Source organism: Paenibacillus terrigena DSM 21567, from assembly GCF_000374845.1.
Taxonomy (GTDB): Bacteria; Bacillota; Bacilli; order Paenibacillales; family Paenibacillaceae; genus Paenibacillus_K; species Paenibacillus_K terrigena.
Map to the genome: position 1 here is coordinate 96,900 of NZ_KB895422.1, position 17,081 is coordinate 113,980.

Annotated in this window: 19 protein-coding genes and 1 other annotated feature (1 of these 20 only partly in view); of the genes, 10 read left to right on the forward strand and 9 right to left on the reverse strand. The window is 45.9% G+C overall.

Going from position 1 to position 17,081, the window contains the following annotated elements; translation table 11 throughout:
- Positions 1-61: a binding site (T-box leader), on the reverse strand (it extends 194 nt beyond the left edge of the window).
- Between the two features lie 155 nt (positions 62-216).
- Complete coding sequence (locus C558_RS0124235; RefSeq protein ID WP_018758909.1) at positions 217-1,185, forward strand: aldose 1-epimerase; 969 nt, start codon at positions 217-219, stop codon at positions 1,183-1,185.
- 70 nt (positions 1,186-1,255) lie between these two features.
- Here C558_RS0124235 and C558_RS0124240 read toward each other — a convergent pair whose 3' ends face one another.
- Together C558_RS0124240 and C558_RS0124245 are read right to left on the reverse strand one after the other, a co-directional pair.
- Positions 1,256-2,041: a DeoR/GlpR family DNA-binding transcription regulator gene (locus tag C558_RS0124240; RefSeq protein ID WP_018758910.1), complete on the reverse strand. Its 786-nt coding sequence runs from the start codon at positions 2,039-2,041 to the stop codon at positions 1,256-1,258.
- A gap of 19 nt (positions 2,042-2,060) precedes the next feature.
- A complete protein-coding gene (locus C558_RS0124245) occupies positions 2,061-3,119 on the reverse strand; it encodes an SIS domain-containing protein (protein ID WP_018758911.1) in 1,059 nt (352 codons plus the stop codon).
- 88 nt (positions 3,120-3,207) lie between these two features.
- Here C558_RS0124245 and C558_RS0124250 point away from each other — a divergent pair, with 88 nt between their 5' ends.
- Complete coding sequence (locus C558_RS0124250; protein WP_018758912.1) at positions 3,208-4,080, forward strand: class II fructose-bisphosphate aldolase; 873 nt, start codon at positions 3,208-3,210, stop codon at positions 4,078-4,080.
- Positions 4,067-5,047, forward strand: a complete 981-nt coding sequence (gene pfkB / locus C558_RS0124255) for a 1-phosphofructokinase (protein ID WP_018758913.1) — start codon at positions 4,067-4,069, stop codon at positions 5,045-5,047. Before C558_RS0124250 ends, pfkB begins: the two co-directional genes overlap by 14 nt.
- A gap of 91 nt (positions 5,048-5,138) precedes the next feature.
- Here pfkB and C558_RS0124260 read toward each other — a convergent pair whose 3' ends face one another.
- Positions 5,139-5,549, reverse strand: coding sequence for a hypothetical protein (locus C558_RS0124260; RefSeq protein ID WP_018758914.1), 411 nt, complete (start codon positions 5,547-5,549; stop codon positions 5,139-5,141).
- Positions 5,550-5,748: 199 nt separating this feature from the next.
- Between C558_RS0124260 and C558_RS0124265 the strand changes: the two genes are divergently transcribed.
- A complete protein-coding gene (locus C558_RS0124265; protein ID WP_018758915.1) occupies positions 5,749-7,008 on the forward strand; it encodes a methyl-accepting chemotaxis protein in 1,260 nt (419 codons plus the stop codon).
- A gap of 76 nt (positions 7,009-7,084) precedes the next feature.
- The gene (locus C558_RS0124270) at positions 7,085-7,585 is read left to right on the forward strand and encodes a GNAT family N-acetyltransferase (protein WP_018758916.1); all 501 of its coding nucleotides are present in this window, start codon (positions 7,085-7,087) and stop codon (positions 7,583-7,585) included.
- A gap of 254 nt (positions 7,586-7,839) precedes the next feature.
- Here the strand turns inward: C558_RS0124270 and C558_RS0124275 are convergent, their stop codons facing one another.
- Complete coding sequence (locus tag C558_RS0124275; RefSeq protein WP_018758917.1) at positions 7,840-8,253, reverse strand: GNAT family N-acetyltransferase; 414 nt, start codon at positions 8,251-8,253, stop codon at positions 7,840-7,842.
- 4 nt (positions 8,254-8,257) lie between these two features.
- Entirely contained in the window at positions 8,258-10,039 is a 1,782-nt protein-coding gene (locus C558_RS0124280) for a M3 family oligoendopeptidase (RefSeq protein WP_018758918.1), read from the reverse strand.
- Between the two features lie 108 nt (positions 10,040-10,147).
- On the opposite strand from C558_RS0124280, the gene C558_RS33330 reads away from it, so the two are divergent.
- Together C558_RS33330 and C558_RS0124290 are read left to right on the forward strand one after the other, a co-directional pair.
- Positions 10,148-10,321: a YycC family protein gene (locus tag C558_RS33330; protein ID WP_018758919.1), complete on the forward strand. Its 174-nt coding sequence runs from the start codon at positions 10,148-10,150 to the stop codon at positions 10,319-10,321.
- The gene (locus C558_RS0124290; RefSeq protein WP_018758920.1) at positions 10,318-10,557 is read left to right on the forward strand and encodes a hypothetical protein; all 240 of its coding nucleotides are present in this window, start codon (positions 10,318-10,320) and stop codon (positions 10,555-10,557) included. Before C558_RS33330 ends, C558_RS0124290 begins: the two co-directional genes overlap by 4 nt.
- Positions 10,558-10,667: 110 nt before the next feature.
- Here the strand turns inward: C558_RS0124290 and C558_RS0124295 are convergent, their stop codons facing one another.
- The gene (locus tag C558_RS0124295) at positions 10,668-11,372 is read right to left on the reverse strand and encodes a DUF2225 domain-containing protein (RefSeq protein ID WP_018758921.1); all 705 of its coding nucleotides are present in this window, start codon (positions 11,370-11,372) and stop codon (positions 10,668-10,670) included.
- 20 nt (positions 11,373-11,392) lie between these two features.
- Positions 11,393-11,770: a globin domain-containing protein gene (locus tag C558_RS0124300; protein WP_018758922.1), complete on the reverse strand. Its 378-nt coding sequence runs from the start codon at positions 11,768-11,770 to the stop codon at positions 11,393-11,395.
- Between the two features lie 514 nt (positions 11,771-12,284).
- Between C558_RS0124300 and ylbJ the strand changes: the two genes are divergently transcribed.
- Positions 12,285-13,322: a sporulation integral membrane protein YlbJ gene (ylbJ, locus tag C558_RS0124305; RefSeq protein ID WP_018758923.1), complete on the forward strand. Its 1,038-nt coding sequence runs from the start codon at positions 12,285-12,287 to the stop codon at positions 13,320-13,322.
- An 89-nt stretch (positions 13,323-13,411) separates the two neighbouring features.
- On the forward strand, positions 13,412-14,227 hold the full coding sequence (locus C558_RS0124310) for an NAD kinase (protein ID WP_018758924.1): 816 nt from the start codon (positions 13,412-13,414) through the stop codon (positions 14,225-14,227).
- An 86-nt stretch (positions 14,228-14,313) separates the two neighbouring features.
- Here the strand turns inward: C558_RS0124310 and C558_RS33335 are convergent, their stop codons facing one another.
- Together C558_RS33335 and lipA are read right to left on the reverse strand one after the other, a co-directional pair.
- On the reverse strand, positions 14,314-14,877 hold the full coding sequence (locus C558_RS33335; RefSeq protein ID WP_018758925.1) for a YutD family protein: 564 nt from the start codon (positions 14,875-14,877) through the stop codon (positions 14,314-14,316).
- A 48-nt stretch (positions 14,878-14,925) separates the two neighbouring features.
- Positions 14,926-15,819 (reverse strand): lipoyl synthase, encoded by an 894-nt coding sequence (lipA, locus tag C558_RS0124320; protein WP_026264112.1) that lies wholly within the window; start codon positions 15,817-15,819, stop codon positions 14,926-14,928.
- A gap of 138 nt (positions 15,820-15,957) precedes the next feature.
- On the opposite strand from lipA, the gene C558_RS0124325 reads away from it, so the two are divergent.
- Positions 15,958-17,055 (forward strand): M23 family metallopeptidase, encoded by a 1,098-nt coding sequence (locus tag C558_RS0124325; protein WP_018758927.1) that lies wholly within the window; start codon positions 15,958-15,960, stop codon positions 17,053-17,055.
- Positions 17,056-17,081 lie beyond the last annotated feature (26 nt).

Genomic DNA, 17,081 nt, shown 5'->3' on the forward strand with positions numbered 1-17,081 from the left:
CGAACACCGGCTTTCTGAAGTATCATTCCATCAACTTACTTATCCCTTTCACGGCTTTAAACAAATATTTGCGCTAATCATAACAATCTGACCCCTAATTGTCAATCAAGAAGGGACAGACTGTGAACCTAGGTGCACTTATGACTTTACACGGAACATCTGGTATGATGAAGTAGTGAGATGTCGGTTATTATCCATAAAAGGAGTTGAGCAACTATGTATCAAGTGACGAAAGGCCAGTGGAGCGGACAAGATACATATATATTAAATAGCGATCAGCTTGCCGTTACGCTGCTGCCTGGGCTTGGAAATAATGTGATTCGAATTTGGGACAAAGTGCTAGAGCGCGATGTACTGCGTAAACCGGAAGAATCAGATTATGAGTTCTACATGCAGAAGCCTTATCACTTTGGGATTCCTATCCTAATCCCGCCAGGCAGAATTCGTCGAGGCAAATTCGAATATTCTGGCGTACAGTACCAATTCGACCAAAATACAGCGAACAATAATCATATTCACGGCCTGCATCGTACACAATCTTGGAAGGTTACCGATTTGCAGGAGCAAGATGATTACTGTTCGATTACGACAACCTTCTATACGAAAGAAGATCCAAATTGGATCCGTCAATACCCTACCCCATTGAAGCTCGAAGTCGTTCTTGAGCTCCGGGGCACAGAATTGAAGCAGACTTTGCATGTTCAGAATCTAGGAGAACAATCTGCTCCGTTCGGATATGGCGTTCATACGTGGTTCATGATCGATGGGACTCCAGATCAATGGAATGTACAAGTCCCTGTTGATGCAATCTATGCATTAGATGAAGAACTGATTACAACAGGCGAAGTCGTATCACTCGGTGAATTTAGCGAATTGCCTAACGGATTGAACTTACAAGGAGTCAACTTGGATACCGTCTTCCGCGGCACTCAAGATCAACCCTTCGAGGCTCAATTAACGCGCAATGACGGACTCAAGATCAAATATAGCGCAAATCAACCATACTTCAAACATTGGGTATTATATACAAAAGGTGAGGCCGATCAATTCATTTGCTTAGAGCCATACACCTGGTTAACCGATGCGCCTAACTCCAAATTCGGCAGTGATGTTACAGGATTAATCGACATGCAGCCGCAGGAGCAAATTGAGCTCACGATTACACTTGATATCGAACATCCCTAACATAATAAAAAAGCAATGCCGGTTTACGCTTTACAGGCGCTAACCATGGCATTGCTTTTTTTGATTCGAATTACATCCCATAAATACGTTGAATGCCTAATTCTTCGAACACAGCATCCATCGAAGATTCGAGGGGAGCGTCCGTAACACAAGCGTGCAATTGATCTAGTGGAGCTATCGAGAATAAAGAGGCTTTGTTGACCTTCGTGCGGTCGAATACCGCAATTGTATGCTTCGCGCGGCTCATGAGCATTCGCCCTGTCTGTGCCTCGAGCTCAGAATACGTCGTAATCCCCTGCTCCGCAGATATTCCATCCACTCCAATGAATAACTTCTCGATATTCAAATGAGCGATCGTCTTCTCCGCAAGTGGTCCGCAAAGCTCAAAGCTCTTATTCCGCATAACCCCTCCGACGACAACGACTTGAATCCCTTCGCTATCCGCAAGTTCCATCGCGATATTGACGGCATTCGTGACGACGGTTACGCCATGGCGCTGCTTCAATTCCCGCGCAATCAGGAACGTTGTCGTGCCACCTGTCAGACAAATGCTGTCTCCTTCTTCAATCAGCTCAACAGCTTTGCGGGCAATGGCTTCCTTCTCGAGCCACAAATGCTGCTTCTTCTCTGCAAAAGGCATTTCACGGATAGGGGAGATCCCATCGAATAGTGCCCCACCAATCGTACGTATAATTTCACCTTTGCGATCAAGCAGATCGAGATCTCGACGCGCCGTTGCCTCAGAGCAGTCGAACTGATCAATAATTTCCTGTATCGTGATACGACCTTGTTGTTTCAACAATTGCAACATTTGTTGTCTTCGTTGCTCGCCTTTGGAAGGGTTCAAGCCTGCCATCAATTATCACACCTACTATTTATATTTCTACGAATTGCGTAAGATTGCGTGGATCATCCGGATTAAGTCCTAATTTCATCGCTGTATAGTAGCCATTATACTGAATCCATGGTAAGTATAGCACACTTCTTGCTTCATCGCTAAGCGATTGTCCACCTGTTTCAAGTACAAGATCAGCAAAAGTGGTATCGCTTCCTGCAGCTGCCGTAATGATCACGACAGTTGCACCGTAGCCTTTCATTTCACGAGCGACTTTAAGCTCGAACTCACGTGCAGACTCCGACAACATCAATACAACTTGCGAGCCAGGTTCGATAATGGATTTCGGGCCGTGACGGAACTCAAGCGTACCGTAAGCCTCTGTCCATGTGCAAGTCATCTCTTTCAATTTCAAGCACGCTTCAAGTGCAAGTCCACCAAAGGCACCCATACCAAGGAAGACTGTACGGGAGAATTCATGGGTCTGAACCCAATCTTTCATGACATCATCGGCTTTTTTGACAAGAGCTGCATCAAGGGCCAACACTTGCTCAAGTTCAGCCATCAATTCTGGTTTGCCTGCCACAAGAGCAATCGCTGCTTGCATCATGAATGTCATACTGCTAAGCGATTTCGTCATGACGGTACTTTTTTCTTTTCCTAATGGAGATAGAAGACAATCCGTCATTTGCGCCATTCTACTCGTCTCGTGACATGTGATACCGCAATGATCCCAGTTCGCAACGTCTTTGAACGAATCCAGAGCAATGATCACTTCATGAGATTCACCAGAACGAGATACCCCTACAATAAGAAGCTTCTTATTCACATTCAATGTCTGTTCACGGAACAAGAAGATGTCGGAGGATGGATACGCTGCCGCACTGCGTCCTGTCCATTTGCGGTAAGTAGCAGCCATTGTAAGCGCTTGATAGTAGGACGAACCTGATCCGATGAAAATAACTTCCTCGTACTTCTCATTTCCTATATATTGGGCCACCCAATCTTTCTGCTGTTGCAATTGTTCCCATGCTGCATTTAAAGCTTCGGCTTGAGCACTAATTTCCGTATACGTAAGTTCACCTGCACCAATTGACACTGTTAAAGTCCTCCTTTATAATCGAGTTAATGAAATTATAAATCATATTTTTGATTGTTTCAATCATTTTATTGGGAGGGTTTTGGAAATGGGTCATTTGATATCATCAACAAGAATGCTTGAAGTCGCGCGGGCAAACGGATACGGTGTTACAGCCTTCAATGTCCATACATTAGAAATGCTGCAAGCCGTCGTCGAAGCAGCTGAGGAAGCACAAGCTCCACTCATTCTTCAGACAACGGTAGGAACAGTAAAACACTTAGGACCGGAATATATCGTAGCTGCTGCACAAGTCGCTGCCAAGCAGTCTTCCATCCCGATTGCACTGCATTTAGACCATTGTACGGACTATGAATTGCTTGTCCAATGTATTCGTGCAGGCTATACTTCCGTGATGATCGATGCGTCCATGCATCCATTCGAAGAGAACGTTCGTCGTACGGCTGAAGTGGTACGTGTTGCTCGTGCAGCAGGTGTGAATGTCGAAGCTGAGCTGGGCAAAGTCGGCGGCGTTGAAGATGACATTATCGTCAGTGAAGAAGATGCACGCCTTGCAGATCCTAACGAATGTGTGGAATTTGTAGAACGGACGGGTGTAGCTACTTTTGCACCAGCGATCGGTACAGCGCATGGCATTTACAAAGGTGAGCCGAATATCGCATTCCATAAACTTGAGCAAATTTATAATCTCGTTCAAGTTCCACTTGTCCTGCATGGCGGTTCCGGTATCCCTGCTGAGCAAGTGAAACGCTGTGTCGCGCTGGGTATGGGTAAAATGAATGTTGCAACTGAACTGCGTATTGCATTCTCCGATGCGATCAAGCATATTTTCGAACAGAATCCTAATGAAAATGATCCTCGTAAATATATGGTTCCAGCAAAACAAGCAGTGAAGAAATTAGCTCTCGAGAAAATGCAGCTTACAGGTTGTGTAGGACGGGCGAAAGATGTCTATATCTAATCCCAATATGAATTCACAAATTGTGACCGTGACATTAAATGCAGCGATTGATAAGACTTACACGGTACCTCAATTTAATCTGAATTATGCCTATCGCGTGAATGAAATGGTAGCGACTGCTGGCGGCAAAGGAATTAATGTTGCCAGGGTCGCTTCGACCTTACAGCAGCCTGTTATTGCATCTGGTTTTGTTGCAGGTTCCCAAGGACGTTTCATTACGGAGGGACTGAATCAAGAAGGAATTACACATGATTTTGTTGAGGTTCCGGGCGAGTCGCGAGTATGTATCACCATCTTAGACCCTGCCAGACCCAATGAACAGACGGAGCTTCTCGAGCCTGGGCCGCGAATTACGCCAGACGCGATTGATGCGTTGTCGTTGAAATTGCAAGAGCTCGCGAAGACTTCTACCTGCATGGCTTTCTCAGGAAGCTTGCCGATGGGTTGTCCTACGGACACCTACGCTAGACTCATTCGGGATGTGAGGACCAGTAATCCGGATCTTCGGATTGTACTCGACGCAAGCGGTGATGCCCTCGTCGCTGGACTCGAAGCGAAGCCTTTCCTCATCAAACCCAATGAACATGAAATTGAGAAGCTTGTCGGCAAAAGCATCCAGTCGCCTGATGAACTGCACGAGTGCATTCTCTCATTAATGGCTGACGGCGTCGCTTGTGTCGTCGTGTCTCTAGGAAAAGACGGGGCGATTGCTGGCTATGAAGGCAAGCTATACCGCGTCACCTTCCCACCGCTCGAGATTGTAAATCCCGTCGGAAGCGGCGACTCCATGGTCAGCGGTATGATAATTGCCCTAGAACGTGGCTATAGCATTGAAGATACGCTGCGACTAGGCTCTGCGTGCGGCAGTGCAAATGCGCTCATGATTGGTGCTGGCTCTGTTCAACCGATAGATGTCGAGCGATTGTTCGCGAATGTCCACGTCGAAGTAATTCCTGTTGAAGGCTAGAATATAATAGAACACCTCCAGAATTGATGTTCGATTCTGGAGGTGTTCTTCATTTTTGTACGTATGCGAATCACGAATTAAAATTAAATAATTATGAGTCCAAGTTCGATCCTGCATACACATTCGTATTACGTTGGTTCATTCGAATCATGACGTTCGCCATATTGTAATGCGATTCAAATTGTGCGCTTGCGATAAGCATCTGTTGGCGAATTGTAAAATCGAAACAAATTTCTCCGTGGGTCCAGCCCTTCTTGAAGTTCAAAGCCTCAATAGCCATATTGCGGAATGCTCTCTGCTGTGATGCATCTAGGCCCTTAGAAGGTCTACTCCCAGTGCTTTCGATACAATCAATTGGATTATGACGTATGCCAAATTTACCAATTGTATTGTTTCGAATTTGAAGGAATAATGTTCCCGAAGTTAAGGTACCTAGCTCCTCACCCAGTTCTTTAAACGCCATGTCTGTCTGTCTAGCAAGAGAAATTTGTTCTAAATTCAATTAATTCCCTCCCATTCTGTTGTCAGTTTAGGTCATAATTTGTAGGACTTATTCCTCATTATACGGAAGGATTTTCCTTTTTACAACAATTTAATACAAAATATTGGAATATATTTTAAATTGTGCAAATCGTTCTTATAGACCATTTCTGAATTGACTGATATAATATGGATTAATCTTCCCATAAAGGAGCGTTCATATGAACTGGTTCCATTCTCTATCTTTTAAGCTTAAATTGCTAATTGGCTGTTACACGCTTGTAGGTATTTTCTCCCTTGCGACAATTATCCTACTCCTGACAGCGGGCGGTTCATTTATTCCCGGATTGATCGTCATTGTTGTGTTGGTCGCAGCTAGCTATCCGCTCATCAATTGGCTGGAACAGTTATTAACAGAACCGATTGTGAACATCTCTCGTGTTGCATTGAACATTTCCAAAGGGGACTTCTCCACCAAAATCAACGTATCATCGAATGATGCACTAGGACAATTAGGGCATTCGTTCAACAGTATGATCGATAAATTGAAAGAAATCCTGAATGATACATCGAATATTTCCCGACTCGTCGCTGACGCAAGCCGAGATATCTACTATAAGAACAACAACATGAAGCTTGTTATGGAACAAGTCGCATCCTCTTCCAATGAGCTTGCAACAGGCGCATCGGAGATTTCGGAAGATGTCGCATCCGTATCGGAATCCATCAAGGATATCGAGAGCAAAGTCGAAGCTTATGCCCACTCGACCAAAGCGATGAATAATCGCTCCGAGCAGACGATCCAGCTCGTCGAGAAAGGTCGAAGCGCTGTCGAAAGCCAGAGCCACGGCATGGAGAAAAATATTGAAGCGACAGCAAATGTTGCGATGACGATAGAAGAATTGGCGAAGCAAGCCGATGGGATTACGAAAATTACGAGGACGATCTCTGAAATTGCTGAGCAGACGAATTTGCTGTCCTTGAACGCTTCAATAGAAGCCGCTCGTGCTGGTGAGCACGGTAAAGGATTCGCGGTTGTTGCTCAGGAAGTACGCAAACTGGCTGAAGAATCCTCCGCATCGACGAAAGAAGTCTTCCTACTCGTTCGCGGTATTGAGCAAGGTATTAAGAAAGCGATCACAAATATTCAGACGAATGAAAATATTGTTCAAATTCAGACCGAACTCATTCGTGAAACCGAGCGCGTATTCGCAGAGATTGTGAACAGTGTCAGGTTCATTACAGAAGAAATTTATAACTTCTCCAAAGAAAGCGATGTCATGCTTGAAGGTGCACAGAAAATCTCAAGCACGATTGAGAACATATCGGCTATTACGCAACAATCTGCAGCTGGAACAGAGCAGGTCTCAGCTTCCATGAATGAACAGATCCAATCGGTTCTCGCCATGGTTGAGCAGACAGAGAAGATGCAGCAAGTCGTTGTTCAGTTGCAACGAACGATTTCCGTCTTTAAACTCTAATACATACATACGAATGAACAGGACTGAACTTCAGTCCTGTTTTTTCAAATCAAATTATAGAAATGAGGCACCTTAGATGAAAACACATTATGAAATTGTAGATGCAGCCTTAGCTGATCTGGATCGTATTGTTGAAATTTACAACTCCACCATAGCGGGACGCATGGTGACGGCGGATCTTGACCCCGTCACTGTGGAGAGCCGTATGACATGGTTCGATGAGCATTCACCAGATTTCCGCCCTCTGTGGGTTTTGAAACAGGATGGGCGAATTGCAGCATGGTTAAGCTTCCAATCCTTCTATGGCCGTCCAGCATACAATGCAACAGCTGAGATTAGCATCTATATTGCTGAGGAATACCGAGGGCAAGGGATCGGAAATCTCCTCATTCAACGGGCGATTGAAGCATGTCCAAGGCTTGATATCTACACCTTGTTAGGGTTCGTATTCGGTCATAATGAACCTAGCTTGGCACTGCTTCGCAAGTTCGGTTTTGAGGCTTGGGGAACCTTGCCGCAGGTAGCGAATTTGGACGGGATCGAGCGTGATCTGGTGATCGTGGGGAGAAGAATTTAAATCGAGAGTGTGAGCTATTGGGCATCCCATAGGGGAAGTGAGGGACTCCTTCCGGTCGCTTCTTGTCCGCCATTTACTTTGATGAGATAGAAGGCGGTAAATGGCTCCCAAAGAGCGAACGCAGGCTCCTACACGAGTTCCCTCCCTTCCCTTTCATGCCCTTTAGCTCACAAGAGATTTAAATTCTTCTCCGAAGTAGAGGAAGTAGGGAAAAGTAAAGGAGGCAGCGACCACGCTGCCTCCTTTTTGTTTAATTAATACCTCTTATACATGCCCACAGAACGAGGAGCCGTATGAGCAAAACCATATTTCTGATATAACTGATCCGCTGGAACATCTGCGATCAGACTCACATAGGAGTCCTTCGGTGCATACGTATCCAAGTAATTCATGAGCTCAGCCATTATCGTTTTGCCATAGCCTTTTCCTTGGTATGCTGGGTCCACGGCAATATCTACGATTTGATAAAAACAACCGCAATCACCAATGATCCTTCCCATTCCTATAAGCTGTTTATCCGCATTTCTCAACGATACGGCGAAGACGGAGTTTTGCAGTCCGATCTTCGCACCTTCTATACTTTTCGGACTTAGTCCTGCTGTGACGCGGAGTGCCATATATTCATCTGCATCTGGTACCTGATGAATGACATCGATAGAAGGATTCATAGGCTTATTCTGTCATTGCCATGAACTCACGAACATCGGCAATCGAGAGATCCACTGCTTTTTGCCAGAATTCCGGCTTCGTCAGATCGACGCCTAGATGCTTCTGAGCCAATTCCTCAACCGTCATACGTGCTGTATCACGCAGCAAATCGATATAACGCTGCTCGAATGCTGCACCTTCTTGCATCGCTTGCGCATAAATCCCTGCGCTGAACAAGTACCCGAACGTATACGGGAAGTTATAGAACGGCACATCCGTGATGTAGAAATGAAGCTTTGACGCCCAGAAGTGCGGATGGTACTCGGAGAGTGCATCACAAAAAGCTTCCTTCTGTGCCGCCACCATCAGCTCATTCAATTCCTCAACTCCGACGAGTCCTTCCTTACGCTTCGCATAGAAACGCGTCTCGAATAAGAACCGTGCATGAATATTCATGAAGAATGCGATGGAGTTCTGAATTTTGTTTTCGAGCAATGCCAACTTCTCATCGTCGCTCTTCGCCATCTTCACAACAGAATCCGATACGATCAATTCCGCGAAGGTTGATGCCGTTTCTGCCACATTCATTGCATATTCTTGCGCCATCGCTGGCAATCCATCGGTCACGTATTGATGATAGGCATGCCCTAGCTCATGGGCTAACGTTGAGACATTTGAAGGCGTTCCCGCATACGTCATGAAGATCCGCGTCTCTTTGCTCACCGGTAATGAAGTACAGAACCCACCAGGACGTTTACCTGCACGATCTTCGGCTTCGATCCAACGCTTCTCGAACGCTTGAACGGTGAAATCCGCCAGTTTAGGGCTAAATTTGCGGAATTGTTCTTCAATGATCTGTGCACCTTCATCATAGGAAATCACTTGACTCGAAGCACCCACTGGTGCCTCGACATCCACCCAGCTTAGACGTTCCGTACCGAGAAGCTTCGCTTTCCGATTCAAATACTCGATGAAGATCGGTTTATTCTTAATGATGACATCCCACATGACATTCAATGTCTCTTCGGACATCCGGTTAATGGCAAGCGGCTCTTTGAGGATCGAATCCCAGCCGCGTTTCTCATATAATTTCAGACGGAACCCTGCCAAGTGATTCAAGGCATCGCCACAGAAATCTGCTTTCTCGCCCCATGCCTCTTCCCACTTCTTGAACATTTCAGCGCGAACTTCACTGCTGCCATCTGACAATTTATTGTACGCTTGACCAGCGGACAAGTGCGTTGTCTTATCGCCTTCTTGCCAAGGAATCTGTACGCTGCCGACAATCGTGTTATACAGCTCTCCCCATGCATGATACCCGGAAACCGCAAGATCCCCTGCAAGTGCTTCGAGCTCTGGAGATAGCTTTTCTTTGGCCCATTCGCGACGTTCATTCAAGTTAAATGCTACCTCAGCGATCTCAGACTGCTTCAGCCATTCGCTCCAGACTCCGTCATCCAACGAACGGATTTGCTCATCAAACACCGTCATGACGGACAACAACTGCGCATTGATTGTCGTAACACGTCCTACGAGCATGGTCGCTTTTTTATCCTTCTGATTCTCTGCTGTTAGACAAGAAGCGAAGGAAGCTGCCTCACGAACACGAAGCGTAATATCTTGAAGCGATTGAAGCGATGCTCTAAATGAATTCACATCTGTAGAACCTGCAGCCGATGTTAATTGTTGTTGGAGTCCCTTAATATCGCTCTCGATCTGTAGTAGAAATTGTGCGAACGAGTCCGAGGAGGAACCTCCTGCAAAGATGGATTCTAGATCCCATGTTTGTTGTAATGGTTGTTGCATGAATTTTTCACCTGTCCTTTTGTCCATTTCTGATGAATGGTATACTGGAATAGCATTGAATTGCATTTGAACTGAACCCGAATTATTGTCCCACAAAGGAGGAACTGTATGAAACCTTTACAAATATCGCCTGAAACTGCTATCGCATTGTCTAAGAAGCTTGGTGTCCCGCTTGAGCATCTAATGCATATGCCGCAACATATTCTAATGCAGAAAATTGCCGATCTTGCCAAAGCTGATACAGCAATAACAGACGCCCCGTCTAAAGAGGATAAGCAATGATTCCGTTCGAAAATACATGGCCTTATGAACAGATCATGAACGATATTTACATCCACGCCTGCCCATTCTGCAGCAAAGAGAATGTTCTCTTGCCCTTGAAGCCGAAGGAGCTGCAAGACATTCATGACGGGAAAAAGAAGCTGCTCGTCTTCCCATGCTGCTCGCATCGTGTTACCTTGGTCGATATGGATCATGACTATCTGCTAGCATCGGAACCTCTACGAGGACGGCGGTAAACTGGAAATCAAGATGAAGACGCAACAAAGCCGCAATCCAAACCTAGGACATTCCATTCTTCATGGTACGTGCGGCTTTTTGTTGCGTCCATTATGTATACAAGCACTAATTACTTCGCTTCGCTCATTTCCTCAGACAAATCCATATGCTGCTCCTGCATTTCTTCGCGAAGGAGTTTCCACTGTTCACGTGACGCATGAATCATCGCAGAATCCACAATATTCTTATCGTTGATTACACGAGAGAACCATTTCACGGCTTCATGATTGTTACCCACGCGGCGGTATAATTCTCCGATGAGGTACAATAACCTCGCGTTATTCGCACCCACCCCATCCAGCTCATACACATGAATATACGCCTCAAGCGAGAATTTAAGGAATCTCTGCTCTTGTTCGATATTCTCTTGATAACGATAGAGCCAGGCAATATGCTGCAGCAGACTGGCAATAAGCCTTTCAGAATCTTGAATCGTCTGCGCGCACAAGAGCGCAAGTTGATAGGTCTCAAGTGCTTTCTCCCATGTCCGTTCCCCGCCATACTCACGCTGGACCCAGCGCGGCTGAATTTGTTCAGCAAATGCTTTTCGCTGCTTATCTGTCAGCTTTTCCGTCCCATTCTCCGTCGAAGCATAGCCGCAATTCGGACAGACCCGTACAACATAAAAATCCGGATTGGCTTCTTTATAATGCGAACAAAAATCGCTATCTGTCTTGTACGGTTTCTTAAGACTTTGGCGTACGCGTGAAGTACGATATTCCATTTCACAGAAAATACAGTTCACTTTAATTTGATAAAGCGGTTCGAGCGCCATGTGTCTGCCTCCAATACTGTCTAAGGTGTATTCACAAAATGATAAGCCGGACCTGATAATCTCTCTAACACAAAATTGCGCAGACTATCCTCAATTTCAATTTCTTGTAGCGCTTCGTTCATACACTGGAGCCAAGCATCCGCGTGCTCCTTCGTTACCGGGAAATGCATATGTCTTGCCCGCATCATCGGATGTCCGTACTGATCAGAGTATAAAGAAGGGCCTCCAAAAAACTGGCTCAAGAACATATACTGTTTCTCTTGCACAGGCACAATATCTTCTGGAAACAGCGGTCCGAGCAGCGCATTGCGCTGCACGCGTGGATAGAAGGCTGCCACCAAGCGACGAACAGAATCCTCACCACCCAAAGCTTCGTAAATTGTACTATTCGGTTTCACGTTCCACCCATCCTCTCTTTATCTTCGTTGCCTCATTATTATAACAAAAATAAACGCGCTGCATATCTGCTAAATGTTACTCGAGTATACGCAAAAGAAATCCGTGCCTCATAGACACGGATTTCCTTATCTCATAGCCTCAGGCAGTCAGATAACAGCCCTACATCATGGTTCTAAAGGTCTAGCTATCCCACTCTTCTTCGCCGGGTGTTAAAGACGCTCTAATAACATAAACAAAAGCACATACGAGAATGCCCGCCACAAGACTCATCTTCATCACACCACTTTCTAAAAAATGTATTTCTGCCGTTGACCCCTCTTTTTTCGTATATAGTTCTATTGTAGCATAGGATGCGAAAAATTAAACATGTTTTGTAACCGTTTTCTTAAACTATTTTTCATCCCTTGTCCTATCCAAGGGTCATGTTTGTCCTGCTTTTTTCATATATTGGCTAGGAAGAACTCTAACATTTTGACGAGCAGGAGGCTTACCCATTTGCGATTACGATTAACAATGACACCTATCATTGCTTTGATAACATGTGCAATTGTCGTATTCATGATCATTTTTCCGAGCGCGACCCTGGAATCCTCAGTTCGCGGTCTTGCCATTTGGTGGGATGTCCTGTTTCCCGCTCTGTTTCCCTTCTTTGTCATTTCGGAAATGCTGCTCGGCTTCGGAATTGTCCATTTCGTAGGTACCCTATTGGATCCGCTGATGCGTCCGATTTTTCGCATTCCTGGGACAGGCGGGTTCGTCGTTGCGATTAGCTTCGCTTCTGGCTATCCTGTAGGTGCCAAATTAACGGCTCAACTCTGGGATCAGAAACTGGTCAATCGGGAAGAAGGGGAACGGCTTGTCGCCTTTACGACAACTTCAGACCCGATCTTTCTCATCGGTGCTGTATCTGTTGGCTTTTTCCAAGATGCCCGTGTTGCGCCTATTCTTGCACTTGCTCACTATGGTGCGGGGATACTTATTGGTTTTCTTATGCGATTTCATGGTGCACGTTCATCTTCGACGAAGCCCATTCAGCCCTCAACGGGAGTATCCAGAGAAAGCCGAATCCGCCTTGCCATTCGCGCGATGCATCAGGCCCGGCTTCGTGATGGCCGAGATCTAGGGAAGCTATTGAGCGATTCCCTCCAATCCTCCCTGAAGCTCATGATGGTCGTCGGCGGACTTGTCGTCTTTTTCTCTGTTATACTCGAATTACTCACCTCCGCACACGTCATGAACGGCATGTATAGTCTGATTCAGTCCATCTTGGGGTTGTTCGGCATGCCACCTGAAATGTCCAAATCGATTATGAACGGCATCTTCGAGGTTACACTCGGTGCAAAATCGGCCGGAACCGCGGGAATCGATATTCCGCTTGTTACCAAGCTTGCCATTGCCGCATTTGTTCTCTCTTGGGGTGGGCTATCCGTACACGCCCAAGTTGCAAGCATTCTGAACGCAACGAACTTACGCTACTGGCCTTTCCTCATCGCAAGATTCGCACACGGGATCTTCGCTATGATCTTTGTCTTCTTATTCTACAAATCCTGACAAACAAACATTGTATTCTCTCTGCAGATTGATTATGATCTAATGAGGCAAGCATATCATTTTCACAAGACAAAGGGGCTCTTATTCCATTGAGATACAATGTGCAAAATCGTAATGATGAAATATCCAACCAACTCACAGCGAATTTTCATCGCTTGGCTGCGGATCGCGGTATGAAATTTGATGAGGAAGCACCCGAAGTTGTCGTATCGATCGGCGGCGACGGCACGATGCTGCACGCTTTTCATAAATATAGCGATCAATTGGATCGTATTTCTTTCGTTGGGGTCCATACGGGGCATTTGGGCTTCTATGCCGATTGGCAAGCCGATGAACTAGAACAGCTCGTTAACTTGATGGCAGGTACGAAGCTCCCAGACTCGATTACACCTCGCATTGTACAATACCCGCTCATTGAGCTAGAGATTGTCAGCGAACATGGCCTCGAGAAATATCAAGTACTGAATGAATTTACGTTAAAAGGGGTCGACGGTACACTCGTAGCCCAAATCGATATCAATGATCAAATATTCGAAATGTTCCGTGGGGATGGCATCTGTATCTCAACACCATCAGGCAGTACGGCTTATAACAAAAGTGTCGGCGGTGCCCTGATCCATCCGAGTATTGAAGCACTGCAAATCGCCGAAATTGCGTCCATTAACAACCGGGTATATCGTACGCTGGGTTCCTCGCTGATTCTGCCGAAGCATCATCATTGCGATATTTACTCCAGCAAAACCCAACGTCTTATCTTATCACTCGATCATTTAACCATCGCGGTAGATCAACTACAGTCCATTCGTTGTGCTGTATCCGCTAAAAAGGTAAGCTTTGCAAGATTTCGTCCGTTTCCCTTCTGGAATCGGGTCAAACAAGCCTTCATCGGGCAAGGCTTTCAATAAAATAAATTTCATTCAAACCAGGTCTGCGTACAACGAGATCTGGTTTTTTATTATGAAATATGTCCCAATGAAAAAAACGAGACTCCCTATTCGGAAGTCCCGCTGCTCGCTTGTACGAGTGGTTGTGTTGATGATGATGGTTGTTGGCCTTTTTCTGCTTTCTCAGGCTTGTTGTCAGCCTTATTATCAACCTTTTGTTGCTGTTGCTGAGTCTGCTGCTGTTTCTTCGCATGCTGCTTCTGCGCGGGCTGCCCGCCGCCATCCTGCTGCACCTTTTCAGGTTTATCCGATTTCTCGGACTTCTCGGTTTTCTCTGGCTTGTCCGTCTTCTCTGTCTTTTCTGGCTTCTCAGGTTTGTCAGATTTCTCTGGCTTCTGCTCACGCACTTTCTCCACCACGAAATAAGCACATCCGAAGTTGCAATACTCATTAATGTAATCGACCATACTGGCAATCATCGTATCCTTGGTCGCTTTGGAGTTATTATCTCGGAAAAACCCTTTAAGTCTGAGCTGATTGTATCCCCAGTCGCCAATGATGTAGTCGTAACGGTCGAGCACATCACTATACCGTTCTTTGAACGCTTCTGGGTTCCATCCGTTCTTATGATCCGTTATTACCTCATACGTTTTGCCGGTGATATGAATCAAGCCTACCCTCTCCTCGACCCTATGAACTGATTAACACTACATATAAGCTTATACTTGTTGTGCTGCATCTGCCTTCGACGCAGATTGTACTTGCTCATGTGCATGGTACGAACTACGAACTAATGGTCCGGATTCCACATGGCTAAATCCACGCTTCATGCCTTCTTCCTTCAATTTCGCGAACTCGTCTGGATGGTAATATTTCTCGACATTTAGATGCTTCTTCGTCGGCTGCAAATATTGACCAATCGTTAAAATATTACAACCCACGGCACGCAGATCATCCATCGTCTGAAGAATTTCATCCCATTCTTCGCCAACGCCAAGCATAATACTTGATTTCGTCGGGATCTGTGGCTGCATCTCTTTCGCACGACGCAACAGCTCCAGCGTACGATCATATTTCGCTTTGGCACGTACACGATCCGATAGACGTTCAACCGTCTCGACGTTATGATTCAGAATATCTGGCTTCGCATCCATTACAACGCGCAGCGCATCCTCATTCCCCATGAAATCTGGAATCAATACCTCGACACTGCAGAACGGCATTCTACGGCGAATCGCCTTAACGGTCTCTGCGAAGATCATCGCACCGCCATCTTGCAAGTCATCACGCGCAACCGAAGTGACGACGCAATGCTTAAGTCCCATCTGTTCTGTAGACTCAGCGACCCGTTCCGGCTCTTGCAAGTCAAGTTCCGTGGGCAATCCCGTATTTACCGCACAGAAACGGCAAGCCCGTGTACAAATATCCCCAAGAATCATGAATGTAGCTGTTCGATTCGCCCAGCATTCATAAATATTCGGGCAACGTGCTTCTTCACATACCGTATGCAATGTTTTGGAACGCATCATATTTTTAATTTCGGTATAATTCTCACCGGTTGTAAGTTTTATTTTGATCCATTCTGGTTTACGTTCTCGCTGTTCCGTTGTCATGCTGCTACCTTCTTTCGTATAACAATCACATTTGATTTGGCTCATACCTTCGTAATTATACCACATAATTAGCTTGGATAAAATGAACATCCTTGATTCAACCTAATGATATGATAAAAAAATTGGAGGGAACTGTTTGTGCTCTGGAACCATCGAACGTTACGGATCGGCTTACGTTGTCTGGCTGCGACAACAGCAATCAGTCTGTCGATTGTCTTGATTGACACCACTTCCCATCGTATAGCAGCACACGCTAAAGTTGACACTGAGCAAGCATCACAGCCTGAATCAAAGGAAGAGACTCTACGTAAACGAAAAAACATTTATGACAATATTCAAGCTAAGACACGTCTTTCCTGGAATCGACTGGCTGCCATTGACCAATATGAACGCACGATTGCGAAGACACCGAAAAAGTCGGCTGCTACTACCATTCAACAACAAGCTACCAATCGAATTACCGCAATAGCTATTCAGGAACCGGCATGGAGCGGCTGGCTAAACCCAGACTATGCAGATCAGAATCCGAAGTCAATCTCGATCTATTCAGGACTTGGCAAAGACGGCTCCGGTGATGGAATTGCAGATCCGACCAACGATCTCGATCTCCTCTATAGCATCGCGTCCTACGTTAGCAGCTATGGAACCTCAGCGGACGATTTCAGCATCGGACTCTGGAATTATTACCATAACTCGAACGCTGTGACACGTATTAATCAGTTCGCCAACATCTACGCGACATTCGGCTATGGAGCCCTTGATGAGCATGCTTTCCCTGTCCCGCTTCATGCGGATTATTCATACCGCAGTACATGGGGGACTTCCCGCAGCTGGGGTGGTTTTCGTATCCATGAGGGAACGGATATCTTCGCAAGATATGGCGTACCTGTACGCAGCACCTGCTATGGGATCGTAGAGACAAAGGGTTGGAATCCATTTGGAGGCTGGCGCGTTGGAATTCGTGATTTGAGTAATTATTACCACTACTATGCGCACTTATCAGGATTCGAGAAGACGCTGAAAGTCGGAGATCTTGTCAAGCCAAGCCAAGTCATTGGTTGGGTCGGCAGTTCGGGATACGGCAAACCAGGCACACAAGGAAAATTCCCACCGCATCTGCATTATGGAATTTACCGTGATCGGGGATGGACAGAGTGGTCCTTCGACCCTTATCCACTCCTACGCAAGTGGGAGAACGATGAACGACGCGCATTGAAAAAGGCAGGCAACCAATAGAGGTTGACTGCCTTACTTTTCGTTCC